Below are 20,108 nucleotides of genomic sequence, written 5' to 3' on the forward strand. Positions count from 1 at the left end.
GCGCCGAATAGAGGCAGAAAATGACAAAAACCAAAACCAAGGGCGCCGCAGCGCTCCCGTTGAATACTATTCTGGATGGTGACTGCATCGAGGTGATGAACAGTCTGCCGGAGAGCAGTGTCGATCTTATCTTTGCGGATCCCCCCTACAACCTGCAGCTCAAGAACCAGTTGCACCGCCCCGACAACAGCCAGGTCGACGCGGTGGATGACCATTGGGATCAATTCGATTCCTTTGCTGCCTATGACAAGTTCACCCGCGAATGGCTCGCCGCCGCACGTCGGCTGCTCAAGCCGAACGGCGCGATCTGGGTGATCGGTTCCTATCACAACATCTTCCGGGTTGGTTCGGCGCTGCAAAATGAAGGCTATTGGATTCTTAACGATGTGGTCTGGCGCAAGGCCAACCCGATGCCGAATTTCCGGGGCAAACGGTTCACCAACGCGCATGAGACGATGATCTGGGCTTCGAAATCCGAAGGCGGCAAATACACTTTCAACTACGAGGCGCTCAAGGCGCTGAACGAGGGCATTCAGATGCGCTCGGACTGGGTCTTGCCGATCTGCACCGGGCACGAGCGGCTCAAGGACGACAACGGCGACAAGGCGCACCCCACGCAAAAGCCGGAATCGCTGTTGCACCGGGTTCTGGTCGGTTCGACCAACCCCGGCGATGTGGTGCTTGACCCGTTCTTTGGCACCGGCACCACCGGCGCCGTGGCCAAGATGCTGGGGCGTGAATTCATCGGGATCGAGCGCGAGGCCGCCTATCGCAAGGTTGCCGAAAAGCGCATCTCGCGGGTGCGCAAATTCGAACGCGACGCCCTGCAGGTCAGTGTCAGCAAACGCGCCGAACCGCGCGTGCCGTTCGGTCAACTGGTCGAACGTGGTATGCTGCGCCCGGGCGAAGAGCTGTTTTCGATGAACAAACGCTACAAGGCCAAGGTGCGCGCAGATGGCACGCTGGTCGGGGGCGAGGTCAAAGGTTCGATCCATCAGGTCGGCGCCGCGTTTGAGGGCGCGCCAAGCTGCAACGGCTGGACCTATTGGTGCTTCAAGAAAGAAGGCAAGGTCATCCCGATCGACGTTCTGCGCCAGCAGATACGTTCGGAAATGCGCGAGGCATAATCCCCAAGACTGACTCGGCAAAGACGACCACGACATGACCGCCGGTGCCCAAAGGCCGCTTGATGGCCCCTAAGTGGCACCGCACCTGGCCCCGCCGTTCTGGCGGGGCTTTTTTATGGGTGACTGTTTTTGTTGACGACTGTCGGACCCCGGCCTTTGGTGATCGTCACGCCAAAGGCGCAACAGCGCGCCGCGCCCTCAAAGGCTCCGCTTCGGCATCGGGTTCGTCGCCTTGGTATAGGGGGTCCAGTCGGTGATCTCGGGATAATACATCGCCCGCCAATGGCGCACGCGCGGGTTCATCACCCGGCGCCAAAGCGGCGGGATCATCGCCGCCACCGTCATGATCGGATAGCCATAGGGCAGTTGCGGCGCATCCGCGACGGTGTGGTTCTGCAACAGCGGGAACCGCCGGTCAGGTTTATAGTGATGGTCTGAGTGGCGCTGCAGGTTGATCAGCAGCCAGTTTGACACCTTTTGCGCCGCGTTCCACGAATGCTGTGGCAGGACATGTTCATAGGTGCCGTCACCCAGATACTTCCGCGTCAGCCCGTAGTGTTCGACATAATTGACCAGCTCCAACTGCCAGACCGCCACGCCCGCCTGAAGCAGGAACAGCCCCAGCCCGGCCCAGCCGCCCAGCAGACCCGCCAGCAGCAGCATCAAACCTTGCAGGCCCCAATAGCGCCAGAACGGGTTGGAGCCATCGCTCCAGCGTCGCCCCTTGCGCGCAAGCCGGGCCTTTTCAGCCCGGAAGGCCGATATCAGGCTTTGCCGCAGCACTCGCGGATAAAACCGGTGAAACCCCTCGTTATAGCGCGCGGTGACCGCATCGCGCGGGGTGCCGACATAGCTGTGATGCACCAGCAGATGTTCCGAGCGGAAATGAGAATACAGCACCATCGCCAGCAGGATATCGCCCAGCCCGCGCTCCAGCCGGTTCTTCTGATGCATCAGCTCATGGCTGTAATTGATCCCGATGGTGCCGGTGATCACGCCCATGCCAAAGAACAGCACGATCTTTTCAAGCACCGAAAGATGGTCGCTATGGGTGACATACCAGATCATCCCGAACAGCGTGAAAAACTGCAGCGGCACCCAGAGACTGGTCAGCGCCCGGTACCAAAGCAGATCCTCGGCCAGCGTTTCCGGGTCGGCATTCTCAAGATTCAGCCCGGCCACCTGATCAAGCGCGGCGAACAGATACCACGTGATCAACGGCAGCAAGATTACCGTCCAGCCCCCGGCGACCGCCCCCAGCCACGCGACGGGGATCAGCAGGAACGAGACCCAGAAGGGCAGGGCGCTTTGCCAGCGGGCCAGCTTTTCGCGGGGGATCATCGGGCACCTCGAGCAATTGTACGAAACAGGGGCGATTCTACCCAATTTTCCGAGGTTTGCACATGGTTACGCCACGCCGTCGCGCCACAGGTCATAGGCTTTGCGCATCACCGTCGGCAGGTCGCTGGGCCGAAACCCGGCTGCGGTGATGATCTCGCCTGTTTCCGGGTTCATGCGGTCGGGCAAAGGGGCGGTCTTGACCGTCAGGATCAGGTGGAAATGGGTAAAGGTATGGCGCACCTCGCCCGCCAGAGTGTCCCATTGCGCCGCGAACGGGGGGCGCTCTTGCGCGGTCTCGCCCCACTCGGAGCCGGGCCAGCCCAACATGCCGCCCAGCAGCCCCTTGTCGGGGCGGCGTTCCAGCAGCACCGCACCATCGTCGCGCCTTGCAAGATAGACGATGCCGCGCCGGGTCGGCTTGGGCTTCTTGGGGGTCTTTTTCGGCAGTTCCGCTGCCGTCCCTGCCGCCCGCGCACGGCAGGGGGCGCGCAGCGGGCAAATCCCGCAGGCCGGTGATTTCGGGGTGCAGATGGTGGCGCCCAGATCCATCACCGCCTGCGCGTAATCCCCCGGTCGGGTGGTGGGCGTATGGGTGGCGGCACGCGCCGTCAGTTCGGGCTTTGCGCCGGGCAGCGGGGTGTGGATGTCATGCAACCGCGCCATCACCCGTTCGACATTGCCATCCAGCACGGTTTCGGGCCGGTCAAAGGCGATGGCGGCAATGGCGGCGGCGGTATAGGGGCCGATGCCGGGCAACAGCCGCAGCGCCTCGGGGCTATCGGGAAAGCGGCCGTCCAGATCACTGACGACACGGCGGGCGCATTTCAACAGGTTGCGCGCGCGGGCGTAATATCCCAGCCCGGCCCATTCCCCCATCACCGTGCCATCCTCGGCCGCGGCCAGCGCAGTCACATCCGGCCACAGCGTGGTAAAGCGATGGAAATAGGCACGCACGGCGGCCACCGTGGTCTGTTGCAGCATCACCTCGGACAGCCAGACGCGATATGGGTCGGGGCGAACGCCCAACGCCCGCTCGGCCGGGCTCACCCGCCAGGGCAGGTCACGGGCATGGGCGTCATACCACGCCAGCAGCGCATCCGCGACGGGGCCGGCTTCGAGATCTGGGTCACGCAATCTTTATCCGCCTTTATCCGCTTGTTGTTCCGGTTTCGCTGGTACTTGGGTCTGTGGGGCATAGAATAATACCAAAGCAATGGGAATCCACGCATGGCTCGGCGCCAATCCACAACTCGGGGCTTCAAACGCACCGCGACGCTGCTAAACGAGCAGATTCGCCATGCGGGCGAAACCCGTGGCTTTGCCGTGACCCGCGTGCTGACCCATTGGGCCGAGATCGCCGGGCCCGATATCGCCACCATCGCCCGCCCGATCAAGATCGGCTATGGCCGGGGCGGGTTTGGCGCGACATTGACCGTGCTGACCACCGGCCCCCATGCGCCGATGCTGGAAATGCAAAAGGAGCAGCTGCGGGACCGGGTGAACGCGGTCTATGGCTATAACGCGATCAGCCGGGTGCGCATCACCCAGACCGCGCCCACCGGCTTTGCCGAAGGGCAGGCCCAGTTCGATGCCCCGCCGCCGAAACCACGCCCCGAACCGGGACCCGAGATTTGCAAGGCGGCCCATGAAACCGCAGGGGCCATCGCGGACGATGATCTGCGCGCGGCCCTTGAACGGCTGGGGCGCAACGTTCTATCCAAACGAAGAAATTGAGCCAAACGAAAAACCAAGATTGAGAAAGGGGTTCTGATGACCCGAATACTCCCCGCGATGCTTGCGGTCGTCCTGATGACGTTCGGTACAGCCAACGCCCAGGACGCGACCGAGGTCGACACCTCGACCATTGTCGAAATGACGCAAGGCGCCGAGGATGCGCCGGTGACGATCACCGAATACGCCTCCTACACCTGTCCGCACTGCGCCACCTTCGACCAAGGGCCCTATAAAAAGCTCAAGGCCGAATACATCGATACCGGCAAGGTGCGCTTCACCTATCGCGAGGTGTATTTCGACCGCTACGGTCTCTGGGCGTCGATGATCGCGCGCTGTGGTGGCCCCGAGAAATTCTTTGGCATCAGCGATCTGATCTTCAAGGGACAGTCGGACTGGGTGCGCGCCGGTGGCCCGACCGAAATCGTGGATGAGCTGCGCAAGATCGGTCGCCTTGCCGGGCTGGAGAATGACACGCTGGAGGCCTGCTTGCAGGACGGGGCCAAGGCGCAGACGCTGGTCGCTTGGTATCAAAAGAACGCCGAGGCCGATGGCATCAAGGCCACCCCCAGTTTCATCGTCAACGGGAAAAGCGTGTCGAATCAGTCCTGGGAAGATTTTAAGGCGCTGATCGAGGCGGAGCTGGCCAAGCAATGACCTCTCCCCTTTCCGGTTTGAAAGTCGTCGAACTGGCACGCATCCTGGCCGGCCCTTGGGCCGGTCAGACGTTGTCTGATCTGGGCGCCGAGGTGATCAAGGTGGAAAGCCCGCAGGGCGATGATACCCGCGCTTGGGGCCCGCCCTTTGTCGAGCGCGAGGGCGAGGTGTCGGCCGCCTATTTCCATAGCGCCAATCGCGGCAAAGCTTCGGTCATTGCCGACTTCACCACGCAAGAGGGCCGCGAAAAGGTGCGCGCGCTGGTCCGCGACGCCGATATCGTGATCGAAAATTTCAAACTGGGTGGTTTGAAGAAATACGGGCTCGATTATGGCAGCCTCAAACAGATCAATCCGCGGCTGATCTATTGCTCGATCACCGGCTTCGGACAGGACGGGCCCTATGCCCATCGCGCCGGCTATGATTTCATCATCCAGGGCATGTCCGGGCTGATGTCGATCACCGGAGAGCCGGAGGGTCAGCCGCAGAAATCCGGGGTGGCGATCACCGACATCTTCACCGGCATCTATTCGGTCGCCGGGATTCTGGCGGCATTGCATCAGCGTGAGCGCACCGGGCGTGGCCAGCATATCGACATGGCGCTGCTGGATGTGGCGGTGGCGGTGACCGCCAATCAGGCGATGAACTATCTCACCACCGGCACCCCTCCGGGGCGGCTTGGTAATGCCCATATGAACCTGACGCCCTATCAGGTGTTTGACTGTGCCGACGGGCATATCATCATCGCGACAGGCAACGACCCGCAATACCAGCGGCTGTGTCGCATCCTCGGGCTCGACGAGATGGCCGAGGCGCCGGAGTTCCTGCACAACAAGGACAGGATCGCCAATCGCCGGGTGATGATCGCGCGGCTGAACGGGGCCACGGCGCAGCGCAGCAAGAGCGACCTGCTCGCCGCCTGCGAGGCCGAGGGCGTGCCGGCTGGCCCGATCAACGACCTGGCCGAGGTGATGGCCGATCCGCAGGTGGTGGCGCGCGGCATGCAGATCATGCTTGACGGCGTGCCCGGCATACGGTCGCCGTTCAAATTCTCGGATGCCGAATTGTCGCTGCAAAAGGCCGCGCCGAAACTGGGTGCCGACGACGCCGCCTGATCGCCATCGGTCGCGGGGCTTTGTTAGGGCCCCGCACCAGCCGCGGCTCTGTCCGCTTCTTCTTGTTTCAAATACTCATGGCGCAACAGACGATCTTGCGCCGCCGGATCCGAAAAGAGGGCCGCGTTTGCGGCGTCATAGGGGCGTCAGGGCGGCGGCGGTGCCGCCTTGCGCAGCATGTCCTTGATCGCCTCGTCCTCCTCCACCCGCAACCGCACCGGCAAGGTGATCACCTTGCTGCGGAAATCGGCGGGCAGACGGACGGCGTCCTTTTCGGTGCTGACCAATTGCGCGCCAAGGAGTCTTGCCTCGGCCTCCAACCGGGTCATCAGCGCGTTTGATAGCGGCTGATGGTCATCCAGTGGCTCGGCCCGGCGCAGGTCCGCGCCAAGGCCACGCAGGGTGGCAAAGAACTTCTCGGGCTGCCCGATTCCGGCAAAGGCCAGCACCGGAGTTCCGGCCCAGTCCATGCCGGTCTCTAGCGGGCTCACCGCGCCGCGTGCATGTGGCACCGGGATCGCGGCTGACCAGATCCGGTCGAACTGCGCCTGTGCCTCTGGCGTCCCAAGGGACAGGACCAGATCGGCCCGCGCCAGCCCGGCGGCGACCGGTTCCCGCAACGGCCCGGCGGGCAGGCAGCGCCCGTTGCCAAAGCCCTGCGCGGCATCCACCACGACAATCGAGAGGGTTTTCTGGACCGAGGGGTTCTGAAACCCGTCATCCAGAACGATCACGCTGGCGCCCGCCTGCGCAGCCTTGCGCGCCCCGGCGGCCCGGTCCTTGGCCACCCAGACCTCGGCAAAGGCGGCCAGCAACAGCGGCTCGTCCCCGGTTTGCAGCGCGCGGTGGCGCGACGGGTCGACCCGCACCGGGCCGGACAGCTGCCCGCCATAGCCGCGGGTTACCACATGCGGATCATGGCCCAGGGCGCGCAACGCCTCGATGACCCAGATGACCGTCGGTGTCTTTCCGGTGCCGCCGGCGTTCAGGTTGCCGACACAGATCACCGGCACGCCGGGGGCAAATCCGGGCCCCTGCGCCACCCGTCGCGCCGTGGCGCGGGCATAAAGCGCGCCAAGCGGTGCCAGCAGCCGGGCTTGCCAGCCGGGGCGCTCCGGCGGCCGGGTCCAGAAGTCAGGCGCGCGCATCGCGGGTCTCCTTCTGCTCCAGCAGGTCCTGAATCAACTCGACAAGGCGATCGGTGAGGGCGGCGCTTTCGGTGATCGTGTCCCAGCCGGCCAGCGCCATCGCAGCGGCGTTATCGGGGGCTGAAAGCTGCACCACCGCCTGCGCCAAGCTGGCGGAATCGTGCACGATGCGGGCGGCCTGTGCCTGATTCAACCGCTCATAGGCTTCTGCATGGGCCGAGACATGGGGACCATACAGCACCGCCGATCCCAACGCGGTGGCGGCAAAGGGAGCCCGCCCGCTGGCCCCTTCGGTCAGGGATCCGGCCATGAATGTGACCGGGGCCATGCGGTACCAAAGGCCCAGATCCGAACTGTCGTCGCAGATCAGGATCTGCACCTCTTCGCCAATTGAATCGCCGCCGTGCCAGTCGGCAAACCGCAGCCCCGCTGCTCCGGCGGCATCGATCAGGGCACCGGCATCGCCGGGCTCGGCGGGGACGGCAACCAGCAGCAGCCGGTGCTGAAAGCGCAGCGCATCGCGATGGGCGGCCAGAACCGGGGCGAATTCCTCGGGCTGGAGATAGGCAGCCAGCCAGAGCGGCCGCGCCGACAGCACCTGAGTTGCCGCAGCCAGTGCGGTTTCTGGACAGGGCGGCGGGCTGACCCCCATGAGCAGGCGCGAATGTGCCTCAACCTCGGATCGGTGCAGGCCAAGGTGGCGCAGCTGTGCCGCGGCCCTGTCGCTTGTGGTCAGGATGGCGTCGAAACGCTCCAGGCAGGGACGGGTGGTATCGGTCAACCAGCCGGTGCGTCGATGCGGCAGGTCAGCGGTATCGAGATCGGCGATCACCATCAGGGTGCCACGATCGGCGGCCTGGCAGATCAGGTTCGGCATCAGATCGCCGCCGGTCCAAAGGCACAGATCAGGTGTCCAATGTTCGAGAAAGGCCCGCACCGTCTGCGGATGGTCCGACAGCAGCGGCAGTGGCGCGGGATCGCGCCCGGTGCCAGAGGCCGGGACGGTGGCATTCACGGTGATCAACAGATTGATCTCGGGGCGTTGGGCCCGCAACCGCGTTCCCAGATCGCGCAGCGCCAGATGCCGCTCGGGGCTGGTGGCGTGCATCCAGACCAGCGGCCCCCGAGGCCGTGGCGGCGGCTGATCCTGCGCCGGTTGCGCCGCCCGCCAGGACAGCGCGCGATAGGTCGCGAGCCCCAGCGAAAACCGCATGTGCTCAGCCCAGCTCTTCGGTGGAGGAGGCCTCTCGCTCTTCGTCGCGCAGCCGGTGGATGTGGGCAATGAAATAGCGCATATGCGCGTCATCCACGGTGCGCTGCGCCTCGGCTTTCCAAGCGGCATAGGCGCTGGCGTAATCGGGGAACATGCCGACGATATGGATGTTGTCGGGATCCTTGAATGTGCTTTTCGACGGGTCGATCAGTTCGCCACCGAAAACGAGGTGAAGACGTTGCGTCATGTCGGTATCCTTTGCAAATGGAAGGTCCGAATTGAGGGCCTCTGGGTTGGCGGCACCCTACGCCTTGGCGGTGCGGCGTCAAGGCGGGGCCCGGCGCGGATTGGCCCGGTGGCGGGCGCAGGCTCAGGTCGGGGCGATGTCGGGGTCGCGGGGCTCCAGTGCCGCGCTGAGCCGGTCATAAAGCGGCCGACCGGCGGCGATCACACCGTTGACCTGTGGCCGGGGATTGTTGAAGCGCAGCCGCGCACCGCGCCGGTCGGTGCAGATCGCCCCGGCCTCGTGCAGGATCAGATCCCCGGCGGCGACGTCCCATTCCCAACTGGGGCGCAGCGTCATCATGCCGTCGTAACGCCCCTGCGCCACCAGCGCCATGCGATAGGCCAGGGATGGGCGATAGGCCCGGCGAAAACCGGGCACCGCACCGGCGCGCCAGTGCTGCGCCGCCATGTTGGGGCGGGTGGCGAGGATTTCGGCCTGATCCAGATCTTGCGTATCACGGGGGGCAATGGCCGCGCCGTTGAGGCGCGCGCCTCTCCCGCGTGCGGCGCTGTAGAGCAGATCACACATCGGCAGATAGACCACCGCCGCCGTGACGACGCCGTGTTCGGCGACGGCCAGCGCATGGGCCCAGGTGCGGGCGCCTTCGGTAAAGGCGCGGGTGCCGTCGATCGGATCGATGATGAACACCCGGTCGCGCGCCAGCCGCTCGGCGTTGTCTTCGCTTTCCTCGGACAGCCAGCCGTAGTCGGGCCGCGCCGCGCGCAGCCGTTGTTCCAGCATGTCGTTGACGGCAAGATCCGCCTCGGTCACCGGGCCGGCGCCGCCGGGCTTGTCCCAGCGCCGGGCGTCGGGGCCGGTAAAGCTGCAGGCGATTTCGCCCGCCGCGCGCGCGGCCTCGGTCAGGAGGATGAGGTCAGCTTCCCGCAAGTGTCATGCCTTCGATCAGCAGCGAGGGCACCACGCGGGACAGATAGGCGCGCGCATCGTTGGCCGGTATGATCCGCAGCAACATCTCGCGCAGATTGCCGGCAATGGTGCATTCGTTGACCGGATAGGCGATTTCGCCGTTCTCGATCCAAAGACCCGCTGCGCCGCGCGAATAATCGCCGGTGTTGGGGTTGATGGTCGAGCCGATCAGCGAGGTCACCAGCAGGCCGGTGCCCATGTCGCGGATCAGGTCGGCGCGGCTGGCCTCGCCGGGGGTGAGCGAGATGTTCCAGTTCGCCGGCGACGGCGGCGAGGAGACCCCGCGCGCGGCGTTGCCGGTGGGGGCCATCCCCAGTTTGCGCGCACTGGCCAGATCCAACGTCCAGCCGGTGAGTATGCCGTTTTCCACGATGGCGCGGTCCCGCGTCGGCAAGCCTTCGGCGTCAAACGGGCGCGACCCGCCGATTCGGGGACGGTGCGGATTTTCGATCACCGACAGCTGTTCGGGCAGCACAAGTTTGCCCAGATCGTCCTTGAGCCAGGACGAGCCGCGCGCCACGGCCGCGCCATTGGAAGCCCCGAGCAGATGCCCGATCAGGGACGAGGCGATACGTTCGTCGAACAACACCGGGAATTGCCCGGTGCTGGGCTTGCGGGCACCAAGGCGCGCCACGGCACGTTCGCCGGCGCGCTGGCCGATGTCCGCCGGGCTGCGCAGATCGGCCTGAAAGGTGCGGCTGTCGCCGTCATAGTCGCGCTCCATCCCCGTACCGGTGCCGGCAATCGCAACGCAAGAGGTCGACCGCCCGCTGCGCTGGTAGCCGCCAGAGAACCCGTTGCTGGCGGCGATATGCACCGCGTGGCGGCTGTAGGAGGCCCCGGCAGCCTGAACCTGAGTCACGCCCTCGACGGCCAGCGCGGCGGCTTCGGCGGCCTGCGCATCGGCCTGCAACTCGGTCGGGGCCGGTTCGGGGGTCGGATCGTCAAGCTCCAGCGCGGCGGCGTCCCAGCCCTGCGCCAACTGGTCTGGATCGGCCAGCCCGGCATAGGGATCTTCGGGGGTTTCGCGGGCCATGGCGACCGCGCGCTCGGCCATTTCGGTCAGCGTTTCGGGCCGGGTGTCCGAGGACGACACATTGGCCTGTCGCCTCCCTATAAGGACGCGCAGGCCGATGTCGGTGCCTTCGGACCGCTCGGCCTTTTCCAGAGTGCCGGCGCGGATGTCGACCTCGACCGATCCGCCGCTGAGGGCGATGGCGTCGGCGGTCTCTGCGCCGGCCTTGCGGGCAGCGGTCAGGATGGCGTGGCACAGCTCTTCGAGGGATTGGGTCATGGGCGCCCTTGCTTGCAATTCTCAGGCCATGAGGTAGCCCCGGATGGCCCGCGCTGCAAGGGAGCGAACGGAAAACGGGGCCGGTATGACCCGGCCCCGCACCACGTCCCGCAGCGGGACAGGGTTATTTCAGGCGCTGTCCGTTGGCGAGGATATGGCCCTGATCGTTGATCTCGATCGTCGAGTTCAGCGTATCGGGTGCTCCGCCCGGCACCGCCATCATGCCCATCATCATGCGCGCGCCGGTGGCGTCGCCGTCCGACATCACCCCCATCTGGATCAGCTTGTCGATCAGCCCGTTGGCGCCGACCAGCTTCAGCTTGGCAGTGCCCGCCGGTGCGGGGATGCCGTCAAAGCTTTCCATGTCGGTGTTGTCAAAGGTGAAATCACCCGTGCCGGTCAATTCTGCACCGGCGGCCAAGACCCGCAGAGCGTTGATCGTCAGCGCGTGCAGCTCACCCGGAGGGGTGTCGCTGCTCTCGATGGTTTCGGCGATCGCGGGATCCAGCAGATCGGCCAGCAGCTTCAGCTTGCCGCTCAGATCGACGATGATCGTCGCCGGATCACGCGGCAGGATCGCGCCCGGATCGAAGATTCCCCAAAGCTGTTCCGGCATGGTGAAATCGGCGATGGTCAGACCAAAGGCAAAGGGTTGCTGCGCGTCCGACTTGGCAATCGGCATGTTGAGCGCAAAGGCCATCTTTTGCATTGCGATGGCGATTGGAAAGGGCAGTTCGGCCGTTTCCATCGTGATATCGCTCTGGTTCTGCGACACCTCATAGGCCAGATGCGCGGCATCCATCGCCACCGACAGCACGCCCCCCTGCGAGGCGGTGCGCATGGCGAACTGTTCGCCGTCGCCGGTGCCCGACATGTTGCCGGTGCCCGACGCATAGGTGAACCGACCGTCAAAGCCGAACCCGGAGTCCAGCATCCGGGGCAGATCAGAGGCGTCCATCTCCAGCGGCACACTGCCCGAGCCGGCGAAGCCGAGCTTTTGCAGGTCGCCCCGGAAGGTGGCGGCATCTTCGGACTCGGGATCGTCAAAGGCGAGGTCATAGGTCAGCGAGGTCGCGGTCATGCTCTGCTCATAGCTGCGCATGTCGCTCAGCCGCATGTGGGTGCTGCTGATCACGTTGTTCAGCGCCATGGTCATGCGCAGAGCCTCGGGCGGCATGGAGTCGCCGTCGACCGTGAGAGAGTCCATGCGCACACCGATGTTGGCCGATGTGTAGGCATAGGTCATGTCGTCGGGCGCGCCCGAGACCACCATCGCGGCCCCGGATTGGGTCAGCCCGATGACCGCGGTGACGTCTTCCTCGCCATCGGTGACATCAAATGTGATCGGCATCTGTGGCGGCATGACGACATTGACGGTGCCATCGCCATTCTCGGCGAATTGCAGCTGGTCCAGCAGGATCGAGACAGTGCCCTGGTCCTCGGGCAGTTGCAGCGCCATGCTGAGGTCGCTGACGGTCAGCGTGCCGCCGGTCATGCTTTCGCTGGCCGTGATCTGATAGCCAGCCGCAGACAGGTAGCCTTGCCAATCGGTCCAGACGTCCTGCGCAGCCACATCGGCGAGCGCACCATGGGCCGTGCACGACAGGACCAGCGCCATCGCTGAGCCGCGCGTAAGATAAGACATCATGCAAATATCCTCCTGGAAAATTCTGGCGTATGGTCTGTGTTGCGCGCGGGGGCGTCAAGGGGGAAGGACTGGACCGGCACGTCATCGCACAGTACCACTTGCGGCAGGATTTTTGGGAGACCATGCATGGACATGACGGGAAAGACGGTTCTGATCACCGGCGCCAGCCGGGGCATCGGGGCCGAGGCGGGCCGGGTTTTCGCAGCCGCTGGCGCCAATGTGATTTTGCTGGCGCGCAGCGCCGATGCTGTCGCGGCGCTGGCCGATGAGATCGGCCCGAACGCGGTGGCGCTGGGCGCGGATGTCAGTCGCTATGGCGATATGGAGACGGCGGTGCAGACTGCGCTCGACCGGTTTGGCGGACTTGACGTTCTGATCGGAAATGCCGGTGTGATCGATCCGATCACCCGCCTGTCCGAGGCCGACCCCGAGGACTGGGGGCAGGCGATCGACATCAATCTCAAGGGCATCTTTTACGGGATGCGCGCGGCGGTTCCGGCGATGCAGAAAACCGGTGGCGGAACCGTGCTGACGATCAGTTCGGGCGCCGCGCATAATCCGCTGGAGGGGTGGAGCGCCTATTGCAGTTCCAAGGCGGGCGCGGCGATGCTGACCGCCTGTCTCGACACCGAAGAACGCGGCAACGGTATCCGGGCGCTGGGCCTGAGCCCCGGCACCGTGGCAACCCAGATGCAGCGCGAGATCAAGGCCAGTGGCGTCAACCCGGTCAGCCAGCTTGAGTGGTCTGACCATGTCCCGGCGGACTGGCCGGCGCGCACGCTGTTGTGGATGTGCTCGGCCGATGCGGACGATTTTGTCGGCACCGAGATTTCCCTGCGGGATGAGGCGATTCGTCGTCGGGTGGGTCTGGTATGATCCGTCTGGAGCAGGACGACGGGCTGTGGATCGTCACCATCGACCGCCCGGAAAAGGCGAATTCGCTGACCCCCGAGATGCTGGAAGAACTGGCCCGCATCGCCGAGGATGCCGGCGATGCGCGCGCCTTGATCCTGACCGGGGTGGGCAAGGTGTTCAGCGCCGGGGCCGATCTGGAAGCGGCCCGCGCCGGGCTTGCCACCTCGCCGCTGTGGGAACGGCTTTCGGGGGCCATTGCGCGGCTGCCGGGGATGACCGTGGCTGCGCTGAACGGCACCTTGGCGGGCGGCGCCATGGGCATGGCGCTGGCCTGTGATCTGCGGATCGCGGTGCCCACCGCCAAGGTCTTTTACCCGGTGATGAAGCTGGGCTTTTTGCCGCAGCCCTCTGACCCCGGGCGGATGATCGCGCTGATCGGCCCGTCCCGGACCAAGCTGATCTTGATGGGCGGGCAGAAGATCACCGCGCAGGAGGCTTTTGCGTTTGGTCTGATCGACCGGATCGTGGAGCCCGAGGACCTGATGCCGACAGCGCGCGCGCTGGTTGCAGATACCTGTGCCGCCGATCCGCAGGTCGCCCGCGCCATCGCGGCGCTTTGTGCCTCCTGACCGGGGTGCCTGTGCTGGCGGCGGGAGCCTCCGGCGGGAGTATTTGGGTCAAGAAGAAGCCGGGATGATGCGCCCGGGCGATGAACGGGATCGGGTATCGGGCACGGTGCTTCAGGTTGGATCGGGAACATGAGCGAACGCAGCGCAGAGCCCCCCCCCCGCGCTGTGGTGGTGGGCGGAGGCCCGGCCGGGCTGATGGCGGCCGAGATGCTGGCGCGTGCCGGGATTTCTGTGCTGGTGGTCGAGGCCAAGCCGTCACTGGGGCGCAAGCTGTTGATGGCGGGGAAATCCGGGCTGAACCTGACCAAGGACGAGCCGCTTGACGATTTTCTGCGCGCTTATGGCGCGGCGGCAGACTGGCTGCGCCCGATGCTGGAGGCGTTCGGGCCGGATGAGGTGCAGGGCTGGGCCGCAGATCTGGGGCAGGCGGTGTTCACCGGCTCGACCGGGCGGGTGTTTCCGCAGGCGATGAAAGCCTCGCCGCTGTTGCGCGCTTGGTTGGCCCGGCTGGAGGGGCTGGGGGTGCGGTGGCGCACCCGCTGGCGCTGGACCGGCTGGGAGGGTGAGGCGTTGCGATTTGCCACGCCAGAAGGGCTGGTGCGGATCACGCCGGAGCTGACGGTGCTGGCGCTGGGCGGGGCGAGCTGGGCGCGGCTTGGCTCGGACGGGGCCTGGGCGGGGTCGCTGGCGGAGCGTGGTGTTGAGCTTGCCCCCTTTGCGCCGGCCAATGCGGGGCTTTGCGTGGCGTGGTCGGGTCCGATGCGGGCGCGGTTCGGGCAGCCGGTCAAAGGGGTGCGGTTCAGTGCCGGGCGGCTTACCTCGCGCGGCGAGGCGGTGATTTCAGAACGCGGGCTTGAGGGCGGTGGGATCTATCCGCTGACCCCGGCACTGCGCGCGGGGGCGCCGCTTTGGCTCGATCTGTTGCCTGATCTGACGCTTGAGGAGGTCAGCGCGCGGTTGCCCCGGTCGCGCGGCAAGGCAAGCCTGTCAAACCACCTGCGCAAGGCTTTGAGGCTTGATCCCGCGCGGCTGGCGCTGTTGCAGGAGTTCGGCCGCCCGTTGCCTGCCGACCCGGCGGATCTGGCGCGGCTGATCAAGGCGTTGCCGATACGTCATGACGGCCTGCGCCCGATGGACGAGGCGATTTCGACGGCCGGAGGGGTGACCCGAGCCGCGCTGGACGATGTGCTGATGCTGCGCGCCTGTCCCGGGACCTATTGCGTCGGCGAGATGTTGGACTGGGAGGCGCCGACAGGGGGCTATCTGTTGACCGCATGTCTGGCCACCGGGCGCTGGGCGGGCCGCGCGGCGGCGGCCCGGCTGTTGTCAGGTCAGGAGATCAACGCCAGCGTGCGGCCATAGGCGTCGCGCTTGCGCAGATCCTTGAAATAGGCCGTCATCACGTCGTTTTCGACCGGGAAGCCCGCGCTTTTTGCCCAGCCAAGGCAATGGACGCAAAGGATGTCGGCGAGCGTCATTTTATCGCCTTGCAGGAACGGCCCGACAAAGCGTTTGCCCAGACGATCCAGATTGCGTTGAAATTCCCACTTCAGGCTGTCGTCCACCGCCGGGATGCGCCGGTCTTCGGGAAGAACGCTGCGGTGGCGGGCCGCGGTCCACAGGACGGCGTCGAATTCATCCAGAATGGTGTGGGTCAGCGCATCTTGAAGGGCGCGGTCCACGGTCCCAGCCGGATAGGTCAGCGCGCCGTGCTTGTCGGCCAGATAGGTGATGATCGCGACCGAATCCGTCAGCACGGCATCGCCATCGACCAGAATCGGGATCTTGCCCGAAAGGTTCAGTGCCAGAGCCTCGGCGCTGTGCGGTTTGACGTCGTGCATCTCATAAGGCTGACCGATTTCTTCCAGCATCCACAAGACGCGGAAGGCGCGGCTTTGGACGGCACCGTAGACTTTGTACATACGTGTTTCCTTTTGTTTTCCAGCGCAACCTTGATCGGGAACCGCTCGCGCTGCAAGGGGGCAGGCGGCGCCGGTCGGCACCGGGGAAAGGTGCCCCGATCAGCGCGCCCGGCTGAGCATCGCCAAGCGAATCAGCGCGCGTTCCATCACCGCCATGGCGGGGGCGGTCTGCCCGGCCGAGCGCAGGTGCAGATCGGTGTCGGTCAGCAGGCTCAGCGCGGCCTCGAGATTGATCGCGCCCCAGCTTTGCGCTTGCCGCACGATCTGGTCGCGCCGTTTGCCATAGACCGGGGGGCGCAGCCTGCCGACGCCAGCTGCAGCGCCGCCACGATCCGAGGCGGCGGTGTAAAGCGTGCGGAAATGGCGTGTTGTCCCGATGCACAGCGAGACGGCGTTGGTTCCCTGAGCCTGCAACCGGCTGAGCAGCGGGCCGATCTCTCCGGCGCGCCCCTCGGCCACCACATTGATCACATCGTCAAGCGCCGCCTCGGTCGAGCGCGGTGCGCAGGCGTCGATATCCTCAAGCGAAACGGGGAGATCGTCGCCGAATTTGTACAGAGCCAGCTTTTCGATGGTCTGGGCGAAATCGCCAGGCCCAAGGGTGTTGGCCAGATCGGTCAGGGCCGCCATCGAATCGCGCGGCACATCGCGGATGCCCTTGTCGGCCAGCGTCCGCTCGATCTCGTCGCGCGAGGGGGGATCGTCATAGAGACCGACGGCGAAGGTTCTGGCGTGCCCCTCGAACGCCTTGCGCAGTTTCGAGGTCGCCTTGAGCGCACCGGCGGTCACCACGATCTGGGCATCGCCCGGCGCCCAATCTTTTAACGCGGCCTGGATCGCCGGGGCGGTACCGTCGCCGGCCTCTTCAACAAAGACGGCGCGGGCCCCGGGAAAGAACCCCACCGCCTTGACCGCGTCGAGCAGTTGCGCGGGATCCTTGCGCAGGTCGCCGCCGGACAGGCGGGTGAGGCGCATCTCTTCCTCGGCGGTTTCGCCCAGCAGCGTCTTGAGCAGCTGTTGCCGTTTGATCGCAACCCGCATCGCGTCGGCGCCATAGATCAGGATGCCGGTCTTGTCCGGGTCGGGCCGGGCGAAATAGCGGTCCGCCTCGCGCGCCGAAAGTTTCATTCCGGCAGGTCCGCCGTGGCATAGATCCGGGTCACGATCTGATCGGCGAGGATGACCATCAGCCGTTCGCTTGCATCGCTTTCGCCGGCGAGCGATTCGACGGTGGTGCCGGTGCCGGAATAGCCGGTGAAGTTCTTGACTTGACCCGAGGCGACGATGGTCCCGGTTTCAAGCGCGGTCAGGGTATAGTCGGCCTGACCCACAAGGCTGTACCGTGTGGTCTCGTTGGTGGCGGTTATCGCCTGTTCCTCGGTCGTGGTGCTGAGCTTGTAGCTGAGCTGATAGGCGGGCAGCGTCGCGCGGCCCAGCCTGTCTTCGAGGGTGCGCACCAGAACATATTCATCGGGCGACTCGGGGCTTTGAACCTCAACCCGCGCGCGCAGGGCGCTGCCGGTGCCGCCGGGCGCATAGATCGGCGTAAAGCCGCAGGCGGCGAGCGCCAGCGGCAGGATTAGAAGGCTTCTGCGGTCAAACGACGACATTCACGATCCGCCCGGGAACGACGATCACCTTTTTCGGCGCCGCCCCGTTCAGCGCCTTGTGCACAGCATTCACTGCCAGCGCGGCTTTTTCAATCTCTGCCTTGTCCATATCCTTGGGTACGCTGATTTCTCCGCGCCGTTTGCCGTTGACCTGAACCGGCAGGGTGACAGTATCGTCGACCAGCATCGCCGGATCGGCTTTCGGCCAGGGCGCGGTGGCGATCAGCCCCTCACCGGCAAGCAGGGTCCAGATTTCCTCGGACAGATGCGGGGTCATCGGGGCCATGAGCTGTGCCAGCACCAGCGCCGCCTGACGTTTGGCTGCACCGCCGGCGTTGGATTTCGCCAGTGTGTTGGTAAAGGCATAGAGTTTGGCGATCGCGGCGTTGAAGCCAAAGCTTTCGACCCCGCCGGTCACGTCATGGATGCATTTGTGCATCTCGCGCAAAAGGGCGGCGTCGTCATCGTTTGCGGGGGCCTCGGCGTCGATTCCGGCAGCGATGCGATAGACGCGGGACAGATGCTTGAACGCGGCCTCGGCCCCGGCGGCGGTCCATTCCACGTCGCGTTCCGGCGGGCTGTCGGACAGCACGAACCAGCGCGCGGTATCGGCGCCATAGGCCGAGATGATGCTGACCGGGTCGACCACGTTCTTCTTGGATTTCGACATCTTGGCAGAGGGGATGATCTCCAGCGCCTCGCCGGTGGCCTTCAGCTTGCCGTCCTCGACCTCTTCGGGCAGGTGATAGACCGGGCGACCTTTTGCGTCGCGGGTCTGATAGATCTCATGCGTTACCATGCCTTGGGTGAACAGCGCGTCAAACGGCTCAATCGCCTTTGCAGGCAGATGCCCGGTGCGGTTCATCGCGCGAGCGAAGAAGCGGGAATACAGCAGGTGCAGAATCGCGTGTTCGATGCCGCCGATATATTGATCGACATTCATCCAATAGTCGGCGTCTTCCATCACCGTCGGGGTGTCGGCATGCGGCGCGGTGAAGCGGGCATAATACCAAGACGAATCGACGAAGGTGTCCATCGTGTCGGTTTCGCGCCGGGCGGCGGCGCCACATTTCGGGCAGTTGCAATCGCGCCAGCTTGGGTGGCGGTCGAGCGGGTTGCCGGGAATAGAGAAATCGATCGCTTTGCCGTCTTCGTCATAGGGCAGCTTGATCGGAAGATTCTCTTTCTTTTCAGGGACAACGCCGCAGGTGTCGCAATGGATCACCGGGATCGGACAGCCCCAGTAGCGTTGCCGCGACAGGCCCCAGTCGCGCAGGCGGAACTGGGTCTTGCCCTGACCCAGACCGGCGTTTTCGGCCCAGGTGATGGTGGCGTCGATCGCCTCTTGCCCGGTGGCATCTTTGAGACCGGCGGGCTGGTCGATCCAGCGCACTTTCTCGGTTTTCGGCGGCACGAAGGCGGTGTTTTCGACCCGCGCATCGCTGTCCATGGCGGTAAAGGTGTCGATCACCGGCAGGTCGTATTTGCGGGCGAAATCAAGGTCGCGCTGGTCATGCGCAGGGCAGGCAAAGACGGCGCCGGTGCCATAGTCCATCAGCACGAAATTGGCGACCCAGACCGGTAGGGTCTGATCGGGGTACAGCGGGTGCTGCACCGTGATGCCGGTGTCAAAGCCGCGTTTCTCAGCCTTTTCCAGCTCGGCCTCGGAGGTGCCAAGCTTGCGGCATTCGGCGTTGAAGGCGGCGAGATCGGGATTGTCGGCCTCCAGCGCGCGCGACAGCGGGTGATCGGTGGACAGCGCGATAAAGCTGGCCCCGGCCAGCGTGTCGGGGCGGGTGGTATAAATCTCGATCCCGTCGTGGCCATGGATCGATTCGCTCAGCGCGAACCGCATTTGCAGCCCGCGCGACTTGCCGATCCAGTTTTCCTGCATCAGCCGCACCTTGGCGGGCCAGTTTTCCAGCCCGTCGAGCGCATCAAGCAGCTCTTCGGCCATGTCCGAGATCTTGAAGAACCATTGGGTCAACTCGCGGCGTTCAACCTCGGCGCCAGAACGCCAGCCCTTGCCGTCGATCACCTGTTCGTTGGCCAGAACCGTCATGTCGACCGGATCCCAGTTCACCACGGCGTTCTTGCGATAGACCAGCCCGGTGTCGAGCATGTCGAGGAACAGCGCCTGTTGCTGGCCGTAATATTCCGGGTCGCAGGTGGCGAATTCGCGGGACCAGTCGATCGACAGGCCCAGCGGCTTCATCTGGCCGCGCATGTCGGCAATGTTGCCATAGGTCCAGTCCTTGGGGTGGCCTCCGCTCGCCATGGCGGCGTTCTCGGCCGGCATACCAAAGGCATCCCAGCCCATCGGGTGCAGCACGTTGTGCCCGGTCGCCAGCTTATAGCGCGCGATCACGTCGCCCATGGTATAGTTGCGCACATGGCCCATGTGGATACGCCCCGACGGATAGGGGAACATCTCAAGCACGTAATATTTCGGCTTGTCGGCACTACGCCGCGCGGTAAAGATCCCGGCCTTGTCCCAGGCCTGCTGCCATTTGGCTTCGATTTCAGCGGCAGAGTAACGCGACATTGCTGCGGTCCTTTGAATGAAAACGCCGGGTAAAAACCCGGCGTGGTGTTACTGCGGTTT

General features: G+C 65.0%; 19 protein-coding genes. 7 read left to right on the top strand and 12 right to left on the bottom strand.

The annotated features are described in order from the left end of the window. Positions 1–20: 20 nt before the first annotated feature. Positions 21–1,127, top strand: a complete 1,107-nt coding sequence (locus E1B25_RS15920; RefSeq protein ID WP_132830510.1) for a site-specific DNA-methyltransferase — start codon at positions 21–23, stop codon at positions 1,125–1,127. A 198-nt stretch (positions 1,128–1,325) separates the two neighbouring features. On the opposite strand, the gene E1B25_RS15925 is transcribed toward E1B25_RS15920, so the two are convergent. Together E1B25_RS15925 and E1B25_RS15930 are read right to left on the bottom strand one after the other, a co-directional pair. Then, on the bottom strand, positions 1,326–2,468 hold the full coding sequence (locus tag E1B25_RS15925; protein ID WP_132830511.1) for an alkane 1-monooxygenase: 1,143 nt from the start codon (positions 2,466–2,468) through the stop codon (positions 1,326–1,328). A gap of 66 nt (positions 2,469–2,534) precedes the next feature. Further along, positions 2,535–3,602 carry an A/G-specific adenine glycosylase gene (locus E1B25_RS15930; RefSeq protein ID WP_132830512.1) on the bottom strand — a complete coding sequence of 356 codons (1,068 nt, stop codon included), beginning with the start codon at positions 3,600–3,602 and terminating at the stop codon, positions 2,535–2,537. 93 nt (positions 3,603–3,695) lie between these two features. On the opposite strand from E1B25_RS15930, the gene E1B25_RS15935 reads away from it, so the two are divergent. From E1B25_RS15935 to E1B25_RS15945, 3 genes are read left to right on the top strand one after another with little or no spacing between them, the layout of a single operon-like run. Then, positions 3,696–4,202 carry a DUF721 domain-containing protein gene (locus E1B25_RS15935; protein ID WP_132830513.1) on the top strand — a complete coding sequence of 169 codons (507 nt, stop codon included), beginning with the start codon at positions 3,696–3,698 and terminating at the stop codon, positions 4,200–4,202. 36 nt (positions 4,203–4,238) lie between these two features. Continuing rightward, positions 4,239–4,856, top strand: coding sequence for a DsbA family protein (locus E1B25_RS15940; RefSeq protein ID WP_132830514.1), 618 nt, complete (start codon positions 4,239–4,241; stop codon positions 4,854–4,856). After that, positions 4,853–5,971 carry a CaiB/BaiF CoA transferase family protein gene (locus E1B25_RS15945; protein WP_132830515.1) on the top strand — a complete coding sequence of 373 codons (1,119 nt, stop codon included), beginning with the start codon at positions 4,853–4,855 and terminating at the stop codon, positions 5,969–5,971. Before E1B25_RS15940 ends, E1B25_RS15945 begins: the two co-directional genes overlap by 4 nt. Positions 5,972–6,117: 146 nt before the next feature. On the opposite strand, the gene lpxK is transcribed toward E1B25_RS15945, so the two are convergent. The 6 genes from lpxK to E1B25_RS15975 all read right to left on the bottom strand — a co-directional run bounded on the left by lpxK (position 6,118) and on the right by E1B25_RS15975 (position 12,487). Next, positions 6,118–7,119 (bottom strand): tetraacyldisaccharide 4'-kinase, encoded by a 1,002-nt coding sequence (lpxK, locus tag E1B25_RS15950; RefSeq protein WP_132830516.1) that lies wholly within the window; start codon positions 7,117–7,119, stop codon positions 6,118–6,120. Then, positions 7,106–8,332 carry a 3-deoxy-D-manno-octulosonic acid transferase gene (locus tag E1B25_RS15955; protein ID WP_165937642.1) on the bottom strand — a complete coding sequence of 409 codons (1,227 nt, stop codon included), beginning with the start codon at positions 8,330–8,332 and terminating at the stop codon, positions 7,106–7,108. The genes lpxK and E1B25_RS15955 overlap by 14 nt, the downstream gene beginning before the upstream one ends. A 4-nt stretch (positions 8,333–8,336) precedes the next feature. Beyond that, positions 8,337–8,579, bottom strand: coding sequence for a DUF4170 domain-containing protein (locus E1B25_RS15960; RefSeq protein ID WP_132830518.1), 243 nt, complete (start codon positions 8,577–8,579; stop codon positions 8,337–8,339). A gap of 123 nt (positions 8,580–8,702) precedes the next feature. After that, positions 8,703–9,506: a 3'(2'),5'-bisphosphate nucleotidase CysQ gene (locus tag E1B25_RS15965; protein WP_132830519.1), complete on the bottom strand. Its 804-nt coding sequence runs from the start codon at positions 9,504–9,506 to the stop codon at positions 8,703–8,705. Next, positions 9,493–10,839: a TldD/PmbA family protein gene (locus tag E1B25_RS15970; RefSeq protein WP_132830520.1), complete on the bottom strand. Its 1,347-nt coding sequence runs from the start codon at positions 10,837–10,839 to the stop codon at positions 9,493–9,495. Before E1B25_RS15970 ends, E1B25_RS15965 begins: the two co-directional genes overlap by 14 nt. A 124-nt stretch (positions 10,840–10,963) precedes the next feature. Continuing rightward, positions 10,964–12,487, bottom strand: a complete 1,524-nt coding sequence (locus E1B25_RS15975) for a DUF2125 domain-containing protein (RefSeq protein ID WP_132830521.1) — start codon at positions 12,485–12,487, stop codon at positions 10,964–10,966. Between the two features lie 126 nt (positions 12,488–12,613). Between E1B25_RS15975 and E1B25_RS15980 the strand changes: the two genes are divergently transcribed. The 3 genes from E1B25_RS15980 (at position 12,614) to E1B25_RS15990 (ending at position 15,333) form a co-directional block, all read left to right on the top strand. Then, complete coding sequence (locus tag E1B25_RS15980) at positions 12,614–13,363, top strand: SDR family oxidoreductase (RefSeq protein WP_132830522.1); 750 nt, start codon at positions 12,614–12,616, stop codon at positions 13,361–13,363. Continuing rightward, the gene (locus E1B25_RS15985) at positions 13,360–13,971 is read left to right on the top strand and encodes an enoyl-CoA hydratase/isomerase family protein (protein ID WP_132830523.1); all 612 of its coding nucleotides are present in this window, start codon (positions 13,360–13,362) and stop codon (positions 13,969–13,971) included. The genes E1B25_RS15980 and E1B25_RS15985 overlap by 4 nt, the downstream gene beginning before the upstream one ends. A gap of 129 nt (positions 13,972–14,100) precedes the next feature. Further along, on the top strand, positions 14,101–15,333 hold the full coding sequence (locus tag E1B25_RS15990) for a TIGR03862 family flavoprotein (protein ID WP_132830524.1): 1,233 nt from the start codon (positions 14,101–14,103) through the stop codon (positions 15,331–15,333). Here the strand turns inward: E1B25_RS15990 and E1B25_RS15995 are convergent. The 4 genes from E1B25_RS15995 to leuS form a co-directional block, all read right to left on the bottom strand. Next, positions 15,303–15,893: a glutathione S-transferase family protein gene (locus tag E1B25_RS15995; protein WP_132830525.1), complete on the bottom strand. Its 591-nt coding sequence runs from the start codon at positions 15,891–15,893 to the stop codon at positions 15,303–15,305. The genes E1B25_RS15990 and E1B25_RS15995 overlap by 31 nt on opposite strands. Positions 15,894–15,992: 99 nt before the next feature. Continuing rightward, on the bottom strand, positions 15,993–17,021 hold the full coding sequence (holA, locus tag E1B25_RS16000; protein WP_132830526.1) for a DNA polymerase III subunit delta: 1,029 nt from the start codon (positions 17,019–17,021) through the stop codon (positions 15,993–15,995). Then, positions 17,018–17,503, bottom strand: a complete 486-nt coding sequence (gene lptE / locus E1B25_RS16005; protein ID WP_132830527.1) for an LPS assembly lipoprotein LptE — start codon at positions 17,501–17,503, stop codon at positions 17,018–17,020. Before lptE ends, holA begins: the two co-directional genes overlap by 4 nt. Continuing rightward, positions 17,490–20,048, bottom strand: coding sequence for a leucine--tRNA ligase (gene leuS / locus E1B25_RS16010; protein WP_132830528.1), 2,559 nt, complete (start codon positions 20,046–20,048; stop codon positions 17,490–17,492). Before leuS ends, lptE begins: the two co-directional genes overlap by 14 nt. Positions 20,049–20,108: the final 60 nt, after the last annotated feature.

It is taken from the genome of Antarcticimicrobium sediminis, from assembly GCF_004348975.1.
Lineage (GTDB): Bacteria > Pseudomonadota > Alphaproteobacteria > Rhodobacterales > Rhodobacteraceae > Antarcticimicrobium > Antarcticimicrobium sediminis.